The sequence below is a fragment of the Paenibacillus sp. ALE3 genome, assembly GCF_054113405.1.
Map to the genome: position 1 here is coordinate 3,930,393 of NZ_CM134214.1, position 20,304 is coordinate 3,950,696.

23 protein-coding genes are annotated in these 20,304 nt (G+C 46.4%); 4 read left to right on the top strand and 19 right to left on the bottom strand.

Translation table 11 applies throughout. The features are described from left to right. Window positions 1–119: 119 nt before the first annotated feature. The 19 genes from ACXHJ2_RS17565 to ACXHJ2_RS17655 all read right to left on the bottom strand — a co-directional run bounded on the left by ACXHJ2_RS17565 (window position 120) and on the right by ACXHJ2_RS17655 (window position 16,051). A complete protein-coding gene (locus ACXHJ2_RS17565; RefSeq protein ID WP_013369788.1) occupies window positions 120–566 on the bottom strand; it encodes a phage holin family protein in 447 nt (148 codons plus the stop codon). Window positions 567–652: 86 nt separating this feature from the next. Next, entirely contained in the window at window positions 653–919 is a 267-nt protein-coding gene (locus ACXHJ2_RS17570) for a hypothetical protein (RefSeq protein ID WP_165080410.1), read from the bottom strand. 59 nt (window positions 920–978) lie between these two features. Beyond that, the gene (locus ACXHJ2_RS17575; RefSeq protein WP_165080408.1) at window positions 979–1,590 is read right to left on the bottom strand and encodes a hypothetical protein; all 612 of its coding nucleotides are present in this window, start codon (window positions 1,588–1,590) and stop codon (window positions 979–981) included. Window positions 1,591–1,603: 13 nt separating this feature from the next. Then, window positions 1,604–4,144, bottom strand: a complete 2,541-nt coding sequence (locus ACXHJ2_RS17580) for a hypothetical protein (RefSeq protein WP_165080406.1) — start codon at window positions 4,142–4,144, stop codon at window positions 1,604–1,606. A gap of 1 nt (window position 4,145) precedes the next feature. Continuing rightward, window positions 4,146–4,820 carry a YmfQ family protein gene (locus ACXHJ2_RS17585; protein ID WP_165080580.1) on the bottom strand — a complete coding sequence of 225 codons (675 nt, stop codon included), beginning with the start codon at window positions 4,818–4,820 and terminating at the stop codon, window positions 4,146–4,148. Beyond that, entirely contained in the window at window positions 4,813–5,964 is a 1,152-nt protein-coding gene (locus tag ACXHJ2_RS17590; RefSeq protein WP_165080404.1) for a baseplate J/gp47 family protein, read from the bottom strand. Before ACXHJ2_RS17590 ends, ACXHJ2_RS17585 begins: the two co-directional genes overlap by 8 nt. Beyond that, window positions 5,964–6,434 (bottom strand): DUF2634 domain-containing protein, encoded by a 471-nt coding sequence (locus ACXHJ2_RS17595; protein WP_165080402.1) that lies wholly within the window; start codon window positions 6,432–6,434, stop codon window positions 5,964–5,966. Before ACXHJ2_RS17595 ends, ACXHJ2_RS17590 begins: the two co-directional genes overlap by 1 nt. Then, window positions 6,421–6,828: a hypothetical protein gene (locus tag ACXHJ2_RS17600; protein WP_165080400.1), complete on the bottom strand. Its 408-nt coding sequence runs from the start codon at window positions 6,826–6,828 to the stop codon at window positions 6,421–6,423. Before ACXHJ2_RS17600 ends, ACXHJ2_RS17595 begins: the two co-directional genes overlap by 14 nt. Next, a complete protein-coding gene (locus tag ACXHJ2_RS17605; protein WP_165080398.1) occupies window positions 6,821–7,801 on the bottom strand; it encodes an XkdQ/YqbQ family protein in 981 nt (326 codons plus the stop codon). The genes ACXHJ2_RS17600 and ACXHJ2_RS17605 overlap by 8 nt, the downstream gene beginning before the upstream one ends. Further along, on the bottom strand, window positions 7,798–8,436 hold the full coding sequence (locus tag ACXHJ2_RS17610) for a LysM peptidoglycan-binding domain-containing protein (protein ID WP_165080579.1): 639 nt from the start codon (window positions 8,434–8,436) through the stop codon (window positions 7,798–7,800). The genes ACXHJ2_RS17605 and ACXHJ2_RS17610 overlap by 4 nt, the downstream gene beginning before the upstream one ends. A 39-nt stretch (window positions 8,437–8,475) precedes the next feature. After that, window positions 8,476–10,374: a phage tail tape measure protein gene (locus ACXHJ2_RS17615; RefSeq protein WP_165080396.1), complete on the bottom strand. Its 1,899-nt coding sequence runs from the start codon at window positions 10,372–10,374 to the stop codon at window positions 8,476–8,478. A 181-nt stretch (window positions 10,375–10,555) separates the two neighbouring features. Beyond that, a complete protein-coding gene (locus ACXHJ2_RS17620; protein ID WP_165080394.1) occupies window positions 10,556–10,990 on the bottom strand; it encodes a phage tail assembly chaperone in 435 nt (144 codons plus the stop codon). 68 nt (window positions 10,991–11,058) lie between these two features. Further along, a complete protein-coding gene (locus ACXHJ2_RS17625) occupies window positions 11,059–11,466 on the bottom strand; it encodes a phage tail tube protein (protein ID WP_025678602.1) in 408 nt (135 codons plus the stop codon). 122 nt (window positions 11,467–11,588) lie between these two features. Further along, window positions 11,589–13,055 carry a phage tail sheath family protein gene (locus tag ACXHJ2_RS17630; protein ID WP_025678600.1) on the bottom strand — a complete coding sequence of 489 codons (1,467 nt, stop codon included), beginning with the start codon at window positions 13,053–13,055 and terminating at the stop codon, window positions 11,589–11,591. 2 nt (window positions 13,056–13,057) lie between these two features. Beyond that, window positions 13,058–13,276: a hypothetical protein gene (locus ACXHJ2_RS17635; RefSeq protein WP_013369774.1), complete on the bottom strand. Its 219-nt coding sequence runs from the start codon at window positions 13,274–13,276 to the stop codon at window positions 13,058–13,060. Between the two features lie 10 nt (window positions 13,277–13,286). Further along, a complete protein-coding gene (locus tag ACXHJ2_RS17640) occupies window positions 13,287–14,147 on the bottom strand; it encodes a hypothetical protein (protein WP_013369773.1) in 861 nt (286 codons plus the stop codon). After that, window positions 14,144–14,278, bottom strand: a complete 135-nt coding sequence (locus ACXHJ2_RS17645; protein WP_267127955.1) for a hypothetical protein — start codon at window positions 14,276–14,278, stop codon at window positions 14,144–14,146. Before ACXHJ2_RS17645 ends, ACXHJ2_RS17640 begins: the two co-directional genes overlap by 4 nt. Window positions 14,279–14,601: 323 nt before the next feature. Next, window positions 14,602–15,456 (bottom strand): aminoglycoside 6-adenylyltransferase, encoded by an 855-nt coding sequence (gene ant(6), locus ACXHJ2_RS17650; protein WP_165080391.1) that lies wholly within the window; start codon window positions 15,454–15,456, stop codon window positions 14,602–14,604. A 118-nt stretch (window positions 15,457–15,574) separates the two neighbouring features. Next, window positions 15,575–16,051 carry an ArpU family phage packaging/lysis transcriptional regulator gene (locus tag ACXHJ2_RS17655; RefSeq protein WP_090888190.1) on the bottom strand — a complete coding sequence of 159 codons (477 nt, stop codon included), beginning with the start codon at window positions 16,049–16,051 and terminating at the stop codon, window positions 15,575–15,577. A gap of 276 nt (window positions 16,052–16,327) precedes the next feature. Here ACXHJ2_RS17655 and ACXHJ2_RS17660 point away from each other — a divergent pair, with 276 nt between their 5' ends. The 4 genes from ACXHJ2_RS17660 (at window position 16,328) to ACXHJ2_RS17675 (ending at window position 20,267) form a co-directional block, all read left to right on the top strand. Beyond that, a complete protein-coding gene (locus tag ACXHJ2_RS17660) occupies window positions 16,328–16,795 on the top strand; it encodes a helix-turn-helix domain-containing protein (protein WP_165080389.1) in 468 nt (155 codons plus the stop codon). Window positions 16,796–16,812: 17 nt separating this feature from the next. Next, the gene (locus ACXHJ2_RS17665; protein ID WP_165080387.1) at window positions 16,813–17,238 is read left to right on the top strand and encodes an ImmA/IrrE family metallo-endopeptidase; all 426 of its coding nucleotides are present in this window, start codon (window positions 16,813–16,815) and stop codon (window positions 17,236–17,238) included. Between the two features lie 195 nt (window positions 17,239–17,433). After that, window positions 17,434–19,350, top strand: a complete 1,917-nt coding sequence (locus ACXHJ2_RS17670) for a 5'-nucleotidase C-terminal domain-containing protein (protein ID WP_165080385.1) — start codon at window positions 17,434–17,436, stop codon at window positions 19,348–19,350. A gap of 245 nt (window positions 19,351–19,595) precedes the next feature. Continuing rightward, complete coding sequence (locus ACXHJ2_RS17675; protein WP_013369766.1) at window positions 19,596–20,267, top strand: 3'-5' exonuclease; 672 nt, start codon at window positions 19,596–19,598, stop codon at window positions 20,265–20,267. The last annotated feature ends 37 nt before the right edge of the window (window positions 20,268–20,304 follow it).

Consider the following 20,304-nt stretch of genomic DNA (forward strand, 5'->3'; position numbering starts at 1 on the left):
CACTCTGTCTCTGTTGTATATGCTTGGACCATGGAAACGGTCTGGGCTTTTCCACTTTTACGCCGAAAAAAGGCGAAAAGATCGTCTTCCTTTTTTTTGTAATGGCGACAGTCAGCACTTTATGAGGCTTTATTTTCTTTGTCAGAGGGGTCGGTTGGCTTTATCTTTTTCCCACTCGATTTGGACTCAAAAATGGCTACCGCATTCCGCAAAATATCCGGCATCGGCACTCCCATTCTGCCCACATTTTCTATAATGGACAACAGCTCGTTCGCCAAATAAAAGAAAACGACGGCATCCCGGAAGTAATGTGCATCCCCGAGAATACCGTCGATTAGATGGGCTACCGTAATGAGCAAGAACACGGTAACCTTGCGAAAAATACCGTAATACCCTTGGCGGCTTTTCAGCTCCCCATTAATCCAGGCCGCTGCCCATCCGGTGAAAAAGTCGATCACGACCATCCACCACAGCAACGTCAACATTGTAGTCCACCCCCCGAAAAAATAACCGATCAAGGTCCCCGTGGAAAACCCCAGCCAAATCTGATCGATCTTTTCATGCATGTTTGTTCCCCCTTTTGAACCTAAGTGTAAAGTGAATGCCCTTGGTTGATCCAAGGGCATAAAAACAATGAATTTTATTTTGTTCTCTATACTGTTTTCTTACGGAAAATAGAGTTATACCATTTAACCGTTTCTTCCTGTTCATTCGGAGCATCGGTTGATAACGAGTTATCTACATTGCCCCCTACTAGATCAGAACGCTTGGATAAAATAATCTTCATTACTTGTTCACGCTCTTCTTCATTTAAAGCGTAGCTTCCCATGATCGTTGCTATATCGCCTTCTCCGCGCTCATAGCGAGTGATGCAAGCATGAGCACAAATACGTATTTGAGCCTCTGTTAAAGCTACCATGGTTATGACTTCACCTCTTTTTTATAAAGATTGTTGTTACATATAATCGTCAGTACACGTCATTTCCCTTTGTTACCAAGCATGATTTGGGTCAGCGTCACTTCGAGATCTGCAATACGTTGCTTCAATTGATCTGTCTCGCTTGGCTGTTGCTCTGCTTTTTGTGTCAGTTCCTTAATTGCTTCATCACTCAACCCTTCACTCCAGAACGTCATCGGCTCTCTTCGTTCCGGAGCCGTGAATGTCTGAACAGAATATACAGGTTCGTCTCCACGTTCGTTTTCCAGCTTGTTTTTCCATTCATCATGCTGCTTCTGAAATAAAGCTTGGGATTCGTTGTTCAACTGCTCATAGGCTTTTTGTGCTTCTATCAGCTTTTGATTATATTCCGCTTCATAGGTCAGCCAACCTTGGATGTCAAAACAAGGATGGTATAAACCAGGTGGCACTGAAATCCCTACTGTATAACCAGCAAGGGTGTTTTCTGAACTTGTTCCATCTGTGGTACTAGAGCTACTGTCAGCAAACCGATGGGTGTCTAGTTGCTGGTTTGTATCAGATAGCGTAGGCGAAGATGGAGTATAAAAAGGGACGATACCTGAAAAGGTATCGTCCACAAGCTCGTCCTCTAGATAGAGGCCGTTTGTATTTACTTTAGGTACTGCTTTCATGTGTTAGACCTCCTTATTGTTCGGCTAGGAACACAATACCACTTAAATCTACGACAGTTAGGGAACCAAATGATAAAAAGCAGTCGCCACTAGCGCCTACAAGGAATTGACCAAAAGCCTGATTTGCCGAAACTACAAAACGCATTGATTTAAGCGGACGGTATCCGACAGGCAAACGGAAAGCCATTGTATTTAAAGCGGCTATGTTAAGCACACCGCGCAACATGACATAACCGTCAGAGGTCTTGAGATACTGTACCGCTTGCTCATTGGCACTTGTATTCGCAGCACCGTTAAGCAGCGTAGGCGTAAGCCATGCAGTATTATCTTTGTCAACCTTCTTATTCTCCAGCACAGACACGCGCGACGCATTCTGTTGTACACTATTCACCAAGTCCGCAAGTAGCGTTTTTTCATTGGCTGCATAAGAGCCTGTGAACGGCACAACTGGAGATGCGTCCGTCATAAGGTAGGTTGTTGAAAAGCTATCAGCGGGGTCATACAGCCCCTCAACTAACCGTGCAAACGCTATTCCTATCGGTGCGAATACGTCAGACCCCGGTCTAATAACAATTTCCCACCGTGAATCCTTTTTACCATTCTTGTACACAGCAAGGATATCCCTCGGCTTGTATTTTAAAGGGAACTCGGCATTCACGTATGCGTAAACACCAGGCATAGTATTAATACCTGATCTTTCGCGCAGCACAATCCCCGTACCTACTTCAACCTGATTATCTCCCTCTACAAATGATAACTGCCCCTCGGATACGATAGGCTCCACGGTAGGTGATGCAAGTTGATAAACGAGTTGGTAAGGTGTCCACGAGGTCTTACGTGTGTACGCTATCCCACTTTTGTCCGCTGTCACCGTAGGTACTGAGGTGGTAGCGCCATTGTAGCCAGATCCGTTAAAACTATCCAACGGTGTCCAAGCTTTATTAATACCGTCCGTTCGGTTGTACGCGGATACTCCGGTAGGGTCTACACTGTCGTATATCTTCCAGCCCATGAAGTACGCCTTAATCTCATCTACTGTCGGCGTGTAGCTGTCTCCCCATCCACTATCCGCGGTGGGAATAGATACATCAAACGCATCCTTGGTTGGCTGTTGTCGGAAATAGGCGTTATCTGCCGCTGTCATCGCTCCGGTTTTAGTGAGTATCTTACCATCAAATTTAGCGACATACAGCGAATCAAAAGCCTGAGCTAAAGGTAGGCCGGAAATCCCTACAACTTTATACCCTGTGTAACTCCCGAACAACCCCCATGAAAACGACCCATCAAGCGCCAGCCTGTGCCATTTCTTAGACTTGAAGTATTGCCCGTCCCGTTCGAAAACGGTATCTGTATTAGATCCTGTAACTGGATCGGCGTACAGGTCTGTTTGCAACGCTAACATTGAGTCTTCGCGCGGCTTAAAAGGCTTGACTGTGCTGCCGATGTTAAGCATGGGGTTTGACATTGTAACGGCTGTCGATGACGTGCCTAGTAAACGGATATTAGCAGCTCGGCTCGTTGCCGTGAATGTGGCACTCAACAACCCTGAGCCTGACGCTTCAACAACAATAGCAGATTCTGGTTCATCCGTTACTGTAATTCTACCAGTCGCCCCGCCCGACTGGACTGATACAGTGTACTTTTGTCCAGACACTAGCGGCGATACAGTGTGTACTATTTTGTTGTCTAACGTGACAGTAACACTTTTTTCACTTACTACTGCTGGCGTCCCCTGCTTGGCTGACCACTCATAGAAGCTCGGTAACAAATTTTCACCGTACCGTATCGCATATGGATTACGTACAGGCATTACACTATCAACATACGGATACTTAGCTGCGGCCTGTGCAGGCGTAAGACTTGCGGCTACTGCATAATCTGCATCGCTGATCTCGTATATGCGCACACTATCCATATTAAACGTATTACCAGTCGCACCCGTGCCTGTGATGGTCAAGATGTGAAAATACTCCTTCGCCGTGAACCGTACAACAGACGGCGCAAAAACAGAACCAGAAGTCACCTCATTACCCACCGCACCAGCAATACCATTTATTGATATCGCCACCTTGCTGGTATTACCACTTTTTACGTCTGCTATTGCGATATATTTTCGTCCAGGTGTGGTCAAAAAACTTGCAGACGCGGTTGCCGGCACACTACCCAGCGTAATTTTAAACGAGCTACTACCGTTGGTCTTGTTATTATTATCAATTGCAATAGCTACGTTTGAGGACCAGTCGCTTACGGTCTCGCAGCTTCCCATCCGCCCCAACAAATTCACCAACGTACGCCCGCTCAGCCCCGTCAACGAAAATGGCGCGGCCTTTTCCGCATGAACAATCTGTACTCCGGGTTCCAAAGTTACCGCCTTACGTTCCGTCGTATCCAGGCGCTTCTTAATCTCATTTACACTATCATCCACACCACCAGCAAATTCATCAACAGACCGCCAGTTTTGATCCAGATACTTTTCCAAATCAAAATACGTGGTTTTGGGTGATGTGCGGTCAATTTGATTTAAACCAAGATTCGGTGTTTTTTCGCTTGCCATGTTATGCGCCACCTCCTAAATATCTATCCTGTGTTGTATGTTCATTTTCATAGAGAGTCATAGACTCCACTTCGGCAATGGTCAGGTAACGTAATTTATACTCCACTGCCATGTGAGCGGGCTTGATCTCCTCAATGGCTGCTTTCAGGTCCTCTACGTTGGGGGGAATTCCGATGGTATCTATAAATTTGACCGTAAATCCCCATTCGGCAGGATGAAAAGTAACCTCTACCGTGCCTCCGTCATACGCTTCAGCTACATTTTTAACAAGTCGGCCGGAAAAAGTCCCTGCCCCTCGCAGCTTCGATTCCACCACGGCACGCCGTTGATCCAATGGCTTCGCCAGGTCGGTTTCGATCCCCAGCTCCATTTCCCAGCGTTCCAACCCCCAGGTGGCAGTACGTACGAAAAACTGTCCCACCGTTGCGTCCATTGCCAGATACAAAGCGTCCAATTCGCTTCCTTTAGCATCCATATCAGAACGCATCACACGTGAGGTTTCATAATAAGCTGGCAAATAGGAAAGCAGCTCGCGTCCCCGCTCGCTGCTCATTTGACCCATTGCATCTTCCGCTAGAGTTACTCGATTAACAAAAGTGTCACTACGGTTTGCACGTTTTCCCTCGTCTGGGTTATTCAATAAATCTTCAAAACTGTTCGTTTCATTGTTACTCACCAACGTTCACCGTCCCCAGCACGGCCACCTGACCTGATCCAATCTCAATATTCTGATTGCTCAGTCCATTAATTTTCAGCTCAGAGAAATCAATAATAATCGGAATGTCCAGCAGCACAGCAGAGATCCGGGTATACCGTACCAACGGGTCTGCCTTGTAAAAAGCAAGCTGCTGCAAATACGTCCGCACACCGTTTTCGATCAGCTTTTTGATTTCATCCAGCGTGGACGGCTTCTCTTTGGTGCGCTGTACCTTGACCGAAATGTTTATTTCTACTTCGGCCGCTGGCATGACCGTCACCACGGGGCCTGCTGGTGCTAGCCCTTCGCCTTGCCCATCCTGGGTCGGATCAATATACTTTTGCACTGCAGCCACGATATCCGGGCTGGCTGCTCGTTTATCCGTATCCAGCACATATAACCCCACTGTTCCTGGCCCTTTCCAGAGCGGAACAACCTCCACGCCACCAACGCCAGCTATCTCATTCGCCCACTGGGTATACTGCGCCTTGTTACCGCTTGTGCCCTGGTTCCGCACCTTGGCATAAAAACGCTCCAGCAACAGTTGGTCGCTCTCAACGTCTGTGCCGCTTTTGGTTTCCTCCGTGTTGATCACGGAGGAAACCCCGCTAATTGGAGTAGCCATCACCTGAATGACACCCGCTGGCACGTTGCCCCTGCGTCCGGGATTAACCGCCCGAATGACTGCTTCTCCTGTACCCTGTTCATCCAGCGTGACCGAGGCCGTGGTCGCATACTCAATGGAGGCTTCTCCGGATACATCATCTGCCGGAGTCGCCACCAACGTTCCCGCTGGGACAGTTGTCCCCGCTGTACCTGTGAACGTAACCTTACCTGAGGCCGCAACGGCTTCCCGCCGTGTCACTCCATGCTCTGCTGTCCGCAAATCCAGCTCCGGCGAGCGAAAATCTGGGTTATCGCTGGCTGCTGTGCTGGCAAAGCCTCGACGCAGCAGCTCCTGCGCCCAGATTGCCGCTTCGGAAAGCATAAATGCCACCGGCGCCTGTGCATCCCAAATAAAAGAGCCCTCGGACTTATCGATGTCCGAAGGCACTTTTTCCAGCATCCGATTTAAAATTTCCTCTTCCGTCTGGTCTACCAAATATTCCGGCAAGTCTGCCATTAGATCACCACACTTTCCACAATTTCCGTTTCATCCCGCACGTTCGTAATCTGGCAGCTAAAATAGCATGCCTCACCTTCCCAGCGAAAAGTGAACTGATCCACACTAACCGTACGTGCATCTGCTAGCAACGCCTCTGTGACCATGCGTTTAATTTCACTTTCCTGCACACCGTGCCCATAGCTGCTGCCAATCAGCTCCTCCAGCTCGCTTCCATAGTCGGGTGAATAGATCACATGACGGTAGCGAGGAGTGCGAATCGCTTTTTCACACCACTGTACCCAAGCTTCTTTCTCGCCTGTAGTCACGATTTTACGGCTAGGGCTCATAACAAACTCGCCGGCTTCAAAATCAAACCTCCAACTTCGCCCAAATACCGTGCGGTTATCCTCCAGCACATCTGGATTGGTCACATCTGTGTCTGTCCAAATCATATCGTCTGTTTCTGGAAACAAATTAGCCACGTCCATTCACCACCTTGCACACGACCACCACATCGTTGCCACTATTCACCCGCACCGCCAGTACACGATTCCCAGGCTTAAGTCCTTTGTTCAGACTCAGATTTACATCCTCCAGCTCATCTTCCCCGATATAAAAGGAAGTTTTCAGCTCTTTGCCTTCCCAATTTTCTGATTCCACCGAGGTCGAGGTACCTTTGTACATATGGCGTGGTACAGATAGCAATCCAGGTAATTCCGCGACTAGATAATCCTGAAGCTCATGTTTAAAATCGTCCAACTTGAGTCCTGTGGAGGTGATGGTACCTAATACTGCACCAACTCCACTCAGCGCTTGCCGGGTGTGTCCCACCATGGACGACTGCATTACACTTACAAATGCACCATAAGGATCTTTACTCAAGAAAATACCTCCTTTTAACCATATCGAAGGAAGCGAGCTCTAAAGTCATATTCCCCGGATTCCCCAAATCCCGACTGACTGAAGTAACAATCAGTTTTAGTCCTTGTAACATCACAGCTTCACCAGCACGTATGGTATTAATATCTGGTAAATTAACCGTAAAAGTTTCCTGGATCCCAGTTAGGTGACTTTTAGCTAGCTTACTGGCTCCACCAGCTGCTTTAACTTGATCATCTTCCACCAGTTTTTGCAAAGTACCTAGCGCTTTAGTATCCCCTTCTGCTACAGCTAGTATCTTTGACGGCACCTCTTGTCCGCTTCCTGCGTTTTCATCAGCTGTCATTACTTTGACTTTAGTTACGGCTCCCTCAAGTGTCCGTAACTGCGTAAGGTCAATAAATCGGTCTAGCACGTAAGGGGAAGGATTACTACCGATTTTAAACAACTCCAGCCCAGAACTTGTCATACGTAACTGATACAAGTCTCCGCCCAATTTTGCTGTCTCTTTCAAATCAGCAAGCATCATGGAATATAGGGTCTGGGCACGATAGATACCTTTTCCTAACTGCACCTTCGTATCGGGTATTGAAGCAATCTGAAACTCCCAATCCTTTGAGTATTTCCGCAACCTTTGCGTGGCTGTCTGTCCTTTGGGAAATAAATATTCATCTTCAGATTTATCCAAATAAATTGTCCGATCATATACCACCAGAGAGAAACGTTTTGTGCCGCTGTTAGAGCTCTCTACTTCCCACACAACAGCAGGGTGGAGAAGTGGTACCTTCGCGTTTTTTCCAAATGGAATTCCACTGACGCGAATAGGCATTCCTGGGGTAATTGAGGGTATATCTTGAGAAGCAGCTACACGGATACTCGCCTGATATGCAATTTGGTTTAGAGCATCTTTTAAAGTTATTTTCTCAACCAGGGGGGTAAGATCATATTTATCTTGGAGTATTACTTGGTAGCTCATGGCATCACCAGCTTTTGGCCCACTTTAATCCTATTCGGATTGTTGCCTATGGTCTTTGTATTCAGTTGATATATACTTTTCCATTTGGAGCTATCCCCCAACTCCAGCTTGGCAATTTTAGAAAGCGAATCTCCAGTTTTGACAGTGTACGTCTTAGATTTGGTTTTAAGATTCGTACGTGGAAGCTTACTAGAGTTTACTTTTTGGGGGGAATCCCCTTTTCGCAACACTATTTTGGGTTCACGCCATGTACGCAAAGTAATTTCAAAATATATATCTCCTACCTCTCCTCCCCGAAAAGTGGTATTATGGGCAATAATAAAAACAGGAACATTAATGAGCGTATTTGTAATAATAAATTGACAAGGATTCTCTGCTTTTAACATTGCATTCAACCTGTTCATCGCTTCGTTAGGGTCTGGAATATTTTTATATCGACAATAAGATGCATCATACACCTTAGGAAAAAAAGAAGAAAAGGTGATTTCTTTCACCTTTTCTCCTTGTGGAAAATCAAATTCTCCATGTGTAAGCATCGTAACTGTTTCATACCCTTTTTGCCGTGAAATATTCACCTCTTCGGGATTAACTGGGAATTGAAACACGCTTTGACCATTAATCAGAAAAAAGTCTATACCCATAGCCTCCCTCCTTTCTGCTGTGATAGATTTACATTAAACTAGTACGGCTTTACCTTTTTTAAGAGAGCTACTATCTCCTCCTCCCTTTCTATTAATAATCGCCTGCCGGACTTCATTGACGATTCGGTATCCAACTTGAAGTGCCATCGTGTCGAAATCAATAGAATCTTCTTGAACTGTTACCTGTACTGCTCCAGGAGGTAACGTTACACTAATTTGGTTGTTCGTTTCTGTCTTGAAATCCTTGAGAAAGCCTGAAAAGCTACTCATTTGTTCATCCGTTATTTGCACGAATTGAGGAGCTGGTTTTCCTCCTTTCACCGTAGGAATCTGTGAACCACCTGGCCCCATGCCTTGAATTACCTTGGAGCGGTTTTGGGCATCCTGAATAAAAGATGGTAATGGAAGCCCCGGATCAACCGAAGGAAATCTTGACAGAGCTAACGACGCCACAGGTATAGTGGAAGCGGGATTATAAGATTGTGATGCATTAATTACAGAACCAGCAGGTTGTGATTTCTCAGGCTTATTTGAATAACCAAATATATTGGAGAGGTCATTTTTCAAACTTTCTGTTTGATTAGAAAACCAATTACTTACATCAGATGCTTTATTACTCATCCAATCCGTTGCTTGTGAAGCTTTTTCTCCAACCCAATCTTTTGCAACACCGGCTTTCTCGCCAATCCAGTCCTTTGCACCAATAGCTTTTTCTCCAACCCAATCCATTGCAGAAGTAGCCTTTTCTTCGACCCAATTACTCATTTCAGAGAACTTTTGACTCAGCCATTCACCTGCTAAACTATCTATTATAACACTTGCAATTGCACCAATAAGGCCACCGATTAAAGTACCTATACCTGGAGCAATCATTGTACCAATGGCTGCGCCAGCTGCCGTAAGACCGCTTCCTAAAACTGCTGATGTAATGACAGCCGGACGTTCTTCTGGCGAAGCAGTAGCAATGTCAGCAATATCTAAAACAATACTAATCGGGCCAAGTATCTTCTTGCCCCCCTTCATAGCTCCCTTAGCTAATTTTTTTAGTGTACTGCCAGGATTTTTGCCAAGCAGCTTTTTTCCGAAATTTAAAATTTTCCCAAGTGTCCCCGCATTCCCACTCGGTTGTCCCCCTGGAACTGGCTTAGATCCAGGTTTCGGGCTGACAATACGTTTTACCTTTTCCCACAGCTTAGGAATTCCTCGTTTTTTGCTAGGACTTTTTTTGTTGCGCTTATTTTTCTTTTTGCTTTTGCCATCAGGCCCATCTTGTTCAGCAATGTTTTTTTTACTTTTTCCTTTTTTCCCACAACAGCAACAATTACAGATCACCTTAATTTTTGGAGAAACTCGAATAGGACCTGTTTTTACGTTGATTTTAGGCGCATATTTAGGAGCTGCGACTCTAATATTCAATCTTGGTGGTTTAACTTTGATATCGTAATTAAAGTTAAAGTCAAATTTAGGATCCTTAATTTCTACCTTTGCAGTAACACTGATAGACTTGTTCACAATATTTGAAACATTTAAATTATTTCCTCCGTTGCCGCCGCTAGCCTTTTTCTTATTCGTTCCTTCTTGATCAATGCCTGTTTTAGCACGTGCAACAATATAGGCATCCCTTAGACTTTTTAACTTTCTGATAAGCGCTTCAAGCACTGGGGTGGCCTTGTCAATGAGAAAGACTTTTGGCCTAATGCGTAGCCGGCTAAGACGAACAGCTAGGCTGTAAATATTCCCAAGATGCCTATGCATATACTTAAGTTCCGTATTCAGCTTAATCAAGCTCTGATAACGGGCACGTCCTAGGCGATCAGAAAGCCGTTGTATCTGCTCAATATAGCGACTTGTTGCTTTAAGTTCCCGGTTTGTAATTATCAAATCCTCTACATCTGTAACAATATTAACTCTATAGTTACTTGATCCTGCCATTTACTCACCTCCTTACGTATCTATCATTGCTGTATTTGCTTGGATAATGCGTCTAGTTCCTCTTCAGCAAATGCAATTAACATGGATTTTTCACCTCTGTTTAAGGCCCAAAACTCTCCGGGACGGAGATGATGCCGTATCCACAGATGATACAGCACCGATGTCATTCCGCCGGAGCGAATCAGTTTTTTAGATCATCAATTTCCACACCGAAGCCGGACAATTCCAGCACCTTATCCCCTACTGCATCCAGTTCACCTGCCAGAAGCATTCGACGCACTGCTTGTTCACCACCAGACAATTTAAGTCGGCTAGTAATTCGCGGATCACCCCATCCGTTAATTTGCAGACTTTTTACTTCTAGACCAGCCGTAGCTTCTGAGATAAGCAGTGCATTGAATGTTTCTGTATCTACTTTTTCATCCACACGGCCTTTAATCGTTTTACGAATTGTGCACCGTTCACGGATGCTATCTACTTTGTTGGATGTCAAACCACGAAGTGTCAGAAGCATATCCAGGCGCTGAATACGAACAGTTTCCTCTGGTAATTTATCTGCAGCTTCAAAAAGACTATCCAAAATTTGTTCCTCTGACATATTTTCAGGCAAACTCATATTAAATCCCCCTAATAAATTTTTGAAAATTGGGCCCGGATTACTCCAGGCCCACCATAACCAATAAATTATTCAGCAACGATAGGATCAAGCAGCTCATAGCCTTCGAAGGTGAAAGTAGTTTCTTCTGGCACTTCTTCCCCTGCAGTCCAGTTAGCCAATTGAATTTTATCCGGCATGCAGCGAATCAAACGGACACGTTCATGTCCAAAAGATTCGGGATCGTCCAGTTTGGAAATAATATCGAATTTCTCAAAACCACGACGAATCATATCAGAAGTTACTTTGTAACCACTCATCGTCCCAGTACCTTTTTTAGCTCCATTTTTATGGACTTTCCACGTATTACCTACCAAATTCAGTTCTCTTTTATCAATTTCCACGCTAGCTTCCAGCTTGTTAATATGTGTCTGCCATACCCCATCAATATACGCCTGACCAAACGTACCTAAAATAACTCTTGAAGCATCCAACATTTCTTTTTCCTCCTCAAAATAATTCATAATATAGTTCGGGATTTCACAAAATCCTCGTTGTTAAAAAGCTACTTTATTTCTGCTGATTGCATGCGAAATGCTTATACGCGTAAAATGCTTATTTATTGCACGTAAAATGTGCCGAACAGCTGCTCCATCACGTCGGTGAGCTTCACGTTCCATTGCAGGAACACTTGATCCGGCTCCGGTTTGATGACTGGCGCATCACCGTAGTAGGCTGGGTCGAGAATGACATCGTAGCCATCTGCCTCGATCACGTTGCTCAGCGACAGCTGTGCCAGGTATTCTTTGATCGCACCGATGAGTGCCAGACGGCCTTCCACCGTGTTGTTGATTTTGCCAATGTAAGTCTCTTCGGCTGCACGCTGCAAGTCAGCGTTAATGGCATCCATAACACGGATGGAACGGATTTTCTTCCATGCGTTGTTTTGTCCGGCAGACGGGTTCACCAAGCTGTTGATTCCACGCAGCGCTTTGACCTGACGGCCGTCGAAGAACAGGAGGAACACCCCGTTACGGACAGCCTGTTCCTGCTCGGAACGTGTCCAGCGGCGGGTTACATCCTCAAAAGGCGTAACCGCGTACGTTGCGGATTGGTTCAAACGTTGGCCTGCAATCAGCCCGGCTACATAGGCAGCCGTTTGGGCGGAGCTGTAGTCCGTACCTGCCAGGCGTACACCTGTACCCACATTCACGATGCCTTCATGGTTCAGCGCCAGGGAACGTGCAGAGGCCAAGCTGACAGCTGTTTTGGACACATCGTCTGCCGCAGAACCGCCGAATACAGCGATGACGCCTTTGCCTTCGCTCCGCACACGTTTGATCCAGGCAGCAAAGCTTTGCAGCAATGCCAGATCGGCTGCATAATCGAGGGCCAGCACATTAAACTCCTGTCCTTCCAATGCTTCCTGCATGGCGATGTAATCGGCATTAACCAGCTTGCTATTGCCGCTATTGCCGCCTGTCAGATGCACGCCGCTAACATCCGCTGGAATGCCACCTTCGCCGACAACCTCGGCCTTCACCCATACGTTTTCGCTATTTTCGTTCAGCGCTTTGGCAATCGAAGCAGCCGTACCGTCACTGCCTTTGTACGTACCCAGCAGCTTGGTTCCTTCATAAAGGCGCACCTCACGAGCTTGCTCGTCACCCAAAGTCGGCTGTACCGTTACGGCAAAACCATTACCGCGGCTTCCTGTGTACAAAGCCTTCAAACGCAGCACGTCGGTCGGGGTCTCGCCACCGCTTTTCAGCGTTACAGACGCTTCAGCAGCCGTGTCATCTGCCAACCGGTAAGCGAGCAGTTTTTTCGGACCTCCCAGCAAAGCCAGATACAATGTGGAATATGCTGTCGCACCGTTCTCACTGTCGCCGGAGAAGATTTGGCTAATAGCCGTTTCACTGCCAACCTCTACAAACTCACGTACAGGGCCCCAATTTGCCTTGACAGGTACAACGACCGTACCACGTGATCCACCTTGAATCGCTGAAGCTGCTGCTGCCTGAAAATTCATATACAAACCCGGCAATACCGGTTTATTCGTGTTTTCCCATGTTCCGCCTGCCATAATTAATCCACCTTCGCTTTCATAAATTGTTCGATTTTAGTGTGTGCTTCTGCTACCGTGAACAGCTTGTCTTGTGCGCCAAAAAAGGCGCCTGCCAGCACTTCTTCTTTCACAGAAAACAATGATTCTGCGTGCTCCTTTAGTTCCTCCAGCGTGTAGCGTGGGCCACTCGCTTCCTGCCCGTCATGTACCGGGGCCTTTTCTTGGTTTTCCAAGGTCACTCGGACCACCTCATTTCAAAATAGGATGAATTTCCACTCTGCGAATCAATGCCGCTTCCTCAGCCGGACGCATACGCCGCTGTACCAGCGTCAGCCGAAGCTGACCGTCTAAAATGGCATCTGCCTGCAAATCGGCTGATGCTTCAGCCGTAGACATATAACGGCCCTTGTCCTGCTCCAGAGGAAGCTGGATTTGAGCGGCAAAGCCTTCGACCAGCGCGGAAGCTGCACGATTCTCTTCGGTGGTATCCGGGGCGGTGATATGCCCGATGAACCGTTTGCGGAGCTCATACATGGAAGCTCCCGCCATCCGGGTTTCGCAGCCGCTCAGCCGCCATAATACCGCGTGACTTCCCGGCTGTGCAGGCCATGCGTCGGCGTATACCGACCACGATTCGCCCAGTTGCTTCTGCGTCCAGCGGACCAGCGCTGCCAGCCATTCTTCTGGCTGTGCTGCACCAGGTGCTGGAGTAGCCGAACCGCCTTCCGTTTCAGGCACATACACGCCAAAACGCAGCGTTCTATAGGCCTTGCCCGTAACCGTGTCCAGCTTTTCTGCATCCCGCACGCCCAAATAATGTGCGGTAAAAGCCGACGTGTCCTCACCTTTGCCTGTCACCGATGCCCGGTGCAGTCCGGCAATCAAGGCATTCGCCCATACATCGGCCTGCGCCAGCCCCGCTTGTCCTGCGTACAGCTTGATACGAACAACCTGCCGGTAACCGGCCCAGGAAGACTTCCAGATTTCCTCGCCTAGCGCCATAACAGCATACGGTTCCTCTGCCGTCTGCGACGGGGGCTGAACATCGTATACACGCCCTTGCAGTGCTGGAATAATGTCAATGAGCTTTTGCTTAAAGGCTTGTCTCATCCTGTGGCATGCCACCCTTGCGTATCCTGTGCTCGCATGTTGTGGCTGTTTAGCCAGGCTTTTTTCCACTTCCATGTTCTCATCCGGCGCAGTCTTGTACTCATGCATTGCAGCATCCCTTGCTTAGGCAACACGACTCCTCCTTTCTATCAATGAATTCCCGGGAAGTGACAGAGACGATAACCGCATGAAAAAAACCGGCCCTATTGGCCGGCTAACGTTTGACTGTGTGTGTCTTCGATATGTCCTCTTGTCTTGATTCCCGATGATATAATCTTACACCCTTATAACGAATGCGTTGCCGGAGAAATGGACGATAAAAGTAGAGACTAGGGATGAAGTTAGACGACATTTCGCGAACGTTTGTTCTTATGTTTAAAAATGCGTTTAATCTGATTATTGATGCTGTACACAAAAAAATAACCGCCCTTTAAAAAGGCGGTTATTATATCGTTCAATTCAATGAATTATAAATATTTACAGTGTACCTAGTAATGGCTTCATCGTATTCTGGATACTCATATTTCAAACTGCTTGCCACAGCCTTAGCGTATGTTCTAAACAATGAATAACAAGTAAGTAAAGACTGCCACATTTCTCGATAGCCGTTCTCTGAGTAAGTCGATAGTAGGCTTTTCCAATCTTCATTAGGAAGATACTGATTTATAAATTTATAGTTTTTTCCTACACTAAAGGTGTACCCTTGCTCTGATCCAATCTTCCAAGCCATCATTCGCAACAAATTAGGTCGTGCAATCTCGTGCAAATGGTCAATAGCAAACAGGATTTCTTTTCTCGCCAATCCTTTTACGATATAAGTTGAAACCATCCAAAATTCATTACAGCAATCATCAAATTCCCTTGCAGTGGGCTTTTTAATCCAATATTGATGATCGTTTGCGATCACTTCCTCTTGGATCAGCACATCCTTGTCGAGCAGAACCTCAACTAAACCATCGCTATTCGTAAAATAATCCTCTACCTCATTTATAGGGATCAGTGTCAGATCTAATTTGTTTCCATCCTCAAAAAGAATGATATATGAAAACCAGTTACCTAGTTCTGATGGAAAAAGCTCCATATCCTCGGGTTTTTGCATCATAAGCCTATCCCCAAACACGTTCAGCCATTGATCACTTTCCTTGAAAGAATCCATATTTGTTACAAAGTAAGAAATATCATAATCTTGAAATGAATCAGGAGGAACATTGAAGTTTGTACGTGATCCTTCCATCGTGACCAATCGTATTCTTTTATCGTTCATAGCAAACTTTACAAGCATATTCATCATTTCTGGTTCACTTCTCACTACATCCGTCCTCCGTTCCCATTTTAATTGAGACCTATGCTTCTTATTCACCTTTATGGTTCATACTCCTTGCTGTCTAAGTTAATAGAGCCACAGACTGTGACCCCTATGCATTTACCTACCCCAGTCTTCGATCCGCACCCTTTTGCAAGCTTGCCAGATTCAGAACGCCTTGGTCTGCCAGCGCTAGCGCCATTTTGTAAAAAGCACGTGTGCGAAGCTTCGTGTACGTATCCTTGCTGACTGGTGGGTCCAGCACATAATTGTAAACCTTGTAATCGAACACGTCGTCATCCTTTAAATAACGTTCACGGATGAGCAGCTGTTCACGTTCATTCAAGCGGCTCACTACGGCATCCACCATTTGGCAATAGGCCAAGCGGGCGGCAGGAGCATCTACATTATATACAGCAGTTCGGGCCGTTGGGTCGCTTGTTACATTCGTGGGTCCGTTCGGGCGATCCGTATAGCCAGCAGTAATAAAGCTTTCTCGATCCATAAAGGTTATTGTTTTATAAATCCGGTATTTCTCAAATACACCCTCCAATGCATTCTGCGTTTTGCGACGGTCTAATTCGGGTAAGTTATTTCTCATGAAAAGCAACACTCCTTATATTATGCCTTTTGACAATGATGTATTTTTAAATAAAAAACGCACTTGTTTACATTGTGTTCCCCTTTTGTTCGTATCTTGAGTATAACATAACATTATTTAGGATAGGTATCCATCGTGAAAAAAAGCAATATAGCCCCAAAAACAGGATATTCGCTCTACTTTTCTATGCCTTTTGGCATATTACGTGCTTTTACTATTTACCTAATGGTATAATAGAGCTGAATCTATGATTCTATTGCAGAAAGGAGCTCCATTGTGGAACAGCCAGCATTCGGAACCTACCTAAAACAGCAGCGTGAGCACAAGCAATTGAGCATCAACCAATTGGCAGATGCCGCAGGTATTAGTAATTCACAAATTTCCCGCATCGAAAATGGACTGCGTGGAGTTCCCAAACCCTCCACCCTCCGCAAAATAGCGGACGCGCTCAGCGTATCCTATACCGAAATGATGAAGGCCGCCGGATATTGGGCAGATGATGATTCTATAGAGCAAAATCCGCATGAGCTTTATCGTTCTACTGTACCAGAATGGGCAAACTCCAAAGACCGCCGGGATTTTAAAAAAATGCTGGAGGAAGACGACGAATTAATGTTTGATGGCATTCCGCTCGATGAAAAAGACCGTCAACGGATCAAGGACGTACTGACAGGCCTGTTCTGGGAAGCCAAGCAAATGAACAAACATAAAAAGCCCGCAGATCCCGGGGCGAGAAAAGATTAGGGATAGCAGGTGAACGCATGAACGAACTCATTCACAAACTTGTCCGAAAATACCGTACCAATTGTCCCTTTGATATTGCGAAAGCCCTAGGCATCCATATCCGATATTGCGATCTGGGTTCCACAACCAAAGGGTTGTATTATCACAAGCTGCGCAGAAGATTTATCGTCATCCACAACGGCCTTACACCAGAATGGGAACGGTTCGTCTGTGCGCATGAATTGGGACATGACCGACTGCATAAAGGCATTAGCCGCTTTTTTATGGAGGAACATTCCTACTTTTCTCCAGGAAAATTTGAACAACAGGCTAATCGCTTTGCTGTGCTGCTGCTGAGTGCAGGGAATCCACCGTTGGCTGACGAAACATTGGATCACTATTTACCCCGGATCGGGCTGCCCAAAGAGACTGCCCATTTTTTTGATCACAAAACAGAACAATAGTTCCTATTCTATGAGTTGATTGTCTATTACTGCCTCTATAATATAGGTAACTAGACAGTGGATTTAACAACCGATATCTCAAAAAAATGTAGTGCTTTGATATAAAATAAGAGTTATTTTTACAATCATCTGATAAAATGTGGACGTAAGCGGTTTCTCTAATTCATTCATTTTATGGGAGGTTGAAGGAACAACATGAACTCATGGAAAAAACTCTCGTCGATCTTGACGACCGCCGCGCTTCTACTTGGTTGTCTCGGCACAGCAGCAGCGGACCCAGTTGCTAATGCGGGAACAGCGGGAACAGCAGGAACGGGAACAACACCGTCTCCAGTCAGCGGTAAACACATCACCATCCTACATACGAATGATACCCATGCCCACGTGGTCGCCAACGACAAGGAAATGGGCTTCGCCAAGCTGGCGGGCATTATCGATCAATATCGCGCCGCCAATCCTAATACATTACTGCTGGATGATGGGGATACCGTTCATGGAACGACCTTCGCTACTTTGGTCAATGGTGAAAGTATCGTAAAAGTAATTAACAAGCTGCGCTATGATGCAATGGTTCCCGGTAACCATGAGTTTAATTACGGCTGGAAGCATCTGGTTGAGCTGAGTAAAGAGATTCAGTTCCCTGTACTGAGCGCCAACATTAAGCAAACGGACGGAACACGTTTGTTCCAACCGTATACTATTAAAGAAGTGGATGGCGTTAAAATCGGTATTATCGGCCTAACTACGCCTGAAACGGCATATAAAACCAATCCTAAAAATGTGGAAGGCATTCAATTCACCGACCCTGCGGCTGAAGCCAAAGCGGCCGTAGACGAAATCCGCAGCAAAGTGGATGTTGTTGTTGCTCTGGGTCACCTAGGACAAGATGCGTCCAGCAAAGACACCAGCCTCAAGGTCGTGAAGGAAGTGCCTGGCATTGATATTTTCATCGACGGACACAGCCATACCGTGCTGGAAAAAGGCTTGTTCGGTGACAATGGCACGTTGATCGCTAGTGCAGGTGAATACACCAAGTATCTGGGTGTAGTGGATCTATGGGTAGACGGCGGTAAGGTTGTCCAAAAGCAAGCGAAGCTGATCGATTCGACTCAAGCTGCTGACGTTCAGCCCAACGCTGAAATTGCTGCATTAATCGCCTCCATTCAGAAAGAACAAGAACCTATTCTTAAAGAGGTTGTAGCACAAACAAGTGTAGATCTTGAAGGAGCGCGCGAAAAGGTACGTGCGGGTGAAACCAATCTCGGCGACCTGCTCACCGATGCTATGCGTGACGTTTCGGGAGCAGACGTGGCTTTAACAAACGGTGGCGGCATCCGTGCTTCCATCAAAGCAGGCACGGTTACCAAGGGAGACATCATCACCGTACTGCCTTTCGGCAACCAAATCGTTACCCTGAAAGTGAAAGGCTCTGACCTTCAGGCCGCACTGGAAAATGGCGCAGCCTCCTACCCGGAACCGAGCGGGGGCTTCCCACAAGTATCCGGCATCTCGTTCAAAATAGACACCTCAGCAGCCAAAGGCGGCCGTGTTCACTCCATCCTGATTGGTGGAAAGGCCCTTGATCCTGATTCAACATACACACTGGCTACCAATGATTTTACTGCTGTAGGCGGTGATCAATATACGATGTTCGCTAAATACCCACAGGCAGGTATGTTCGGATCGCTGGATGAAGCGTTAATCCGCTATATGCAAAAAGTGGGCTCTGCTAGCCTGCAAGTACAAGCGGCCGGCCGTATTCAAGAAGCCAAGGCAGACGGAAAAACTTCTGTCCCTGCCACACAAGCTGTGCCGTCTGCTCCGACCACGACGCCAGCATCTCTGCAGGAGATACCGCAATCCGATTCCATAGCGGCTGCGAAACCAGCACCTGTGAAACCGGCACCTGCAAAGTCTCAAACTAGCAAACCACAGCAGGCATCGACCACTGCACAAGCTGCAAATAGCCATGTGTATGTTGTGAAATCCGGGGATACACTGTATGACATTTCCCGCAAACACGGCACTACCTGGCAACAGCTTCAGCAGTTGAATAAGTTGAAGAATCCTCACCGCATTTATCCGGGGCAAAAGTTAGACCTCCCGGCCTAATTCAATAGCTAGCAACATCAGCGTTCGGAATCCAAGTGGTTTCGGATGCTGCTATATGTTAGGAGTTTTTAGATATGCGATAGTCCAAGCCCATTTGGACATCGCATATTTTTTTTGAAAGCAAGCCTTTTAACCGCTGACAAGTTGTGAACCGAGAGGTATGATGGAGAAGAGTTATTCGGGCAGAGAACATTTGTCCCGGTATCCATCGGGATCAGTTATGTGTGTGGAAGGAGTCCTTTAAAATGCAATACATTATTTATGATCTTGAATTTACCGTTAGCCGTAACGCCAGATATTCCTCCGAAATCATTGATATCGGTGCCGTCAAAGTTATTCATGGAGAAGATGGTCTATTCGTGGCGGATACGTTTCACAGTTTTGTGAGACCATCAAATCGGCCTGTAATCTCTACAGATACTGTTCAATTTACGGGTATTACTCAACGAGACATTGATGCCGCTCCACTCTTTCCTGAAGCTGTGAAGCAATTTATTGCCTGGCTAGGCACGGATTCGACCTATTATTTATGCGCATGGGGCCCGGATGACCGTCAGAAGCTGGTATCCCATTGTCGTACTCATCATGTAGATCTCGGTTGGATTCATAATACAAATGATATACAGAAGCAAATTTCCCGTCTGTTTAGTTCCAATGGAAAGTATCGTCAGTTGAGCCTGTCTCAGGCGTTGGAATTGTGCAACATTGAGTTTGACGGTCAACAGCATCGAGCACTGGATGATGCCGTGAATACTGCTCAGGTTTTCATGCACCATTTTGATCGTCTTACATTAGTTCATAATGCTGCCGATGATGAAGAAAGTCGCGGCTCAAAGCTCGTCTACTCTTCGCCAGAAGAAGAACAGGAGCAGTACAGTCCCTTCGGCAATCTCGCCAACCTGTTTAAGGACCGTTAAGCAGATAGCTCCCCGGCCCGTCCCGGGGGATCTTCCC

What these genes read in the sequence shown, in the direction of transcription:
- ACXHJ2_RS17575 (WP_165080408.1), bottom strand. Translation starts at nt 1,590, where the DNA reads ATGAAAGCAGTACCTAAAGTAAATACAAACGGCCTCTATCTAGAGGAC.
- ACXHJ2_RS17570 (WP_165080410.1), bottom strand. Translation starts at nt 919, where the DNA reads ATGGTAGCTTTAACAGAGGCTCAAATACGTATTTGTGCTCATGCTTGC.
- ACXHJ2_RS17625 (WP_025678602.1), bottom strand. Translation starts at nt 11,466, where the DNA reads ATGTTGGATGCTTCAAGAGTTATTTTAGGTACGTTTGGTCAGGCGTAT.
- ACXHJ2_RS17675 (WP_013369766.1), top strand. Translation starts at nt 19,596, where the DNA reads ATGCAATACATTATTTATGATCTTGAATTTACCGTTAGCCGTAACGCC.
- ACXHJ2_RS17565 (WP_013369788.1), bottom strand. Translation starts at nt 566, where the DNA reads ATGCATGAAAAGATCGATCAGATTTGGCTGGGGTTTTCCACGGGGACC.
- ACXHJ2_RS17640 (WP_013369773.1), bottom strand. Translation starts at nt 14,147, where the DNA reads ATGAGACAAGCCTTTAAGCAAAAGCTCATTGACATTATTCCAGCACTG.
- ACXHJ2_RS17590 (WP_165080404.1), bottom strand. Translation starts at nt 5,964, where the DNA reads ATGGCAGACTTGCCGGAATATTTGGTAGACCAGACGGAAGAGGAAATT.
- ACXHJ2_RS17595 (WP_165080402.1), bottom strand. Translation starts at nt 6,434, where the DNA reads ATGGACGTGGCTAATTTGTTTCCAGAAACAGACGATATGATTTGGACA.
- ACXHJ2_RS17605 (WP_165080398.1), bottom strand. Translation starts at nt 7,801, where the DNA reads ATGAGCTACCAAGTAATACTCCAAGATAAATATGATCTTACCCCCCTG.
- ACXHJ2_RS17630 (WP_025678600.1), bottom strand. Translation starts at nt 13,055, where the DNA reads ATGGCAGGCGGAACATGGGAAAACACGAATAAACCGGTATTGCCGGGT.
- ACXHJ2_RS17615 (WP_165080396.1), bottom strand. Translation starts at nt 10,374, where the DNA reads ATGGCAGGATCAAGTAACTATAGAGTTAATATTGTTACAGATGTAGAG.
- ACXHJ2_RS17665 (WP_165080387.1), top strand. Translation starts at nt 16,813, where the DNA reads ATGAACGAACTCATTCACAAACTTGTCCGAAAATACCGTACCAATTGT.
- ACXHJ2_RS17655 (WP_090888190.1), bottom strand. Translation starts at nt 16,051, where the DNA reads ATGAGAAATAACTTACCCGAATTAGACCGTCGCAAAACGCAGAATGCA.
- ACXHJ2_RS17580 (WP_165080406.1), bottom strand. Translation starts at nt 4,144, where the DNA reads ATGGCAAGCGAAAAAACACCGAATCTTGGTTTAAATCAAATTGACCGC.
- ACXHJ2_RS17620 (WP_165080394.1), bottom strand. Translation starts at nt 10,990, where the DNA reads ATGAGTTTGCCTGAAAATATGTCAGAGGAACAAATTTTGGATAGTCTT.
- ACXHJ2_RS17670 (WP_165080385.1), top strand. Translation starts at nt 17,434, where the DNA reads ATGAACTCATGGAAAAAACTCTCGTCGATCTTGACGACCGCCGCGCTT.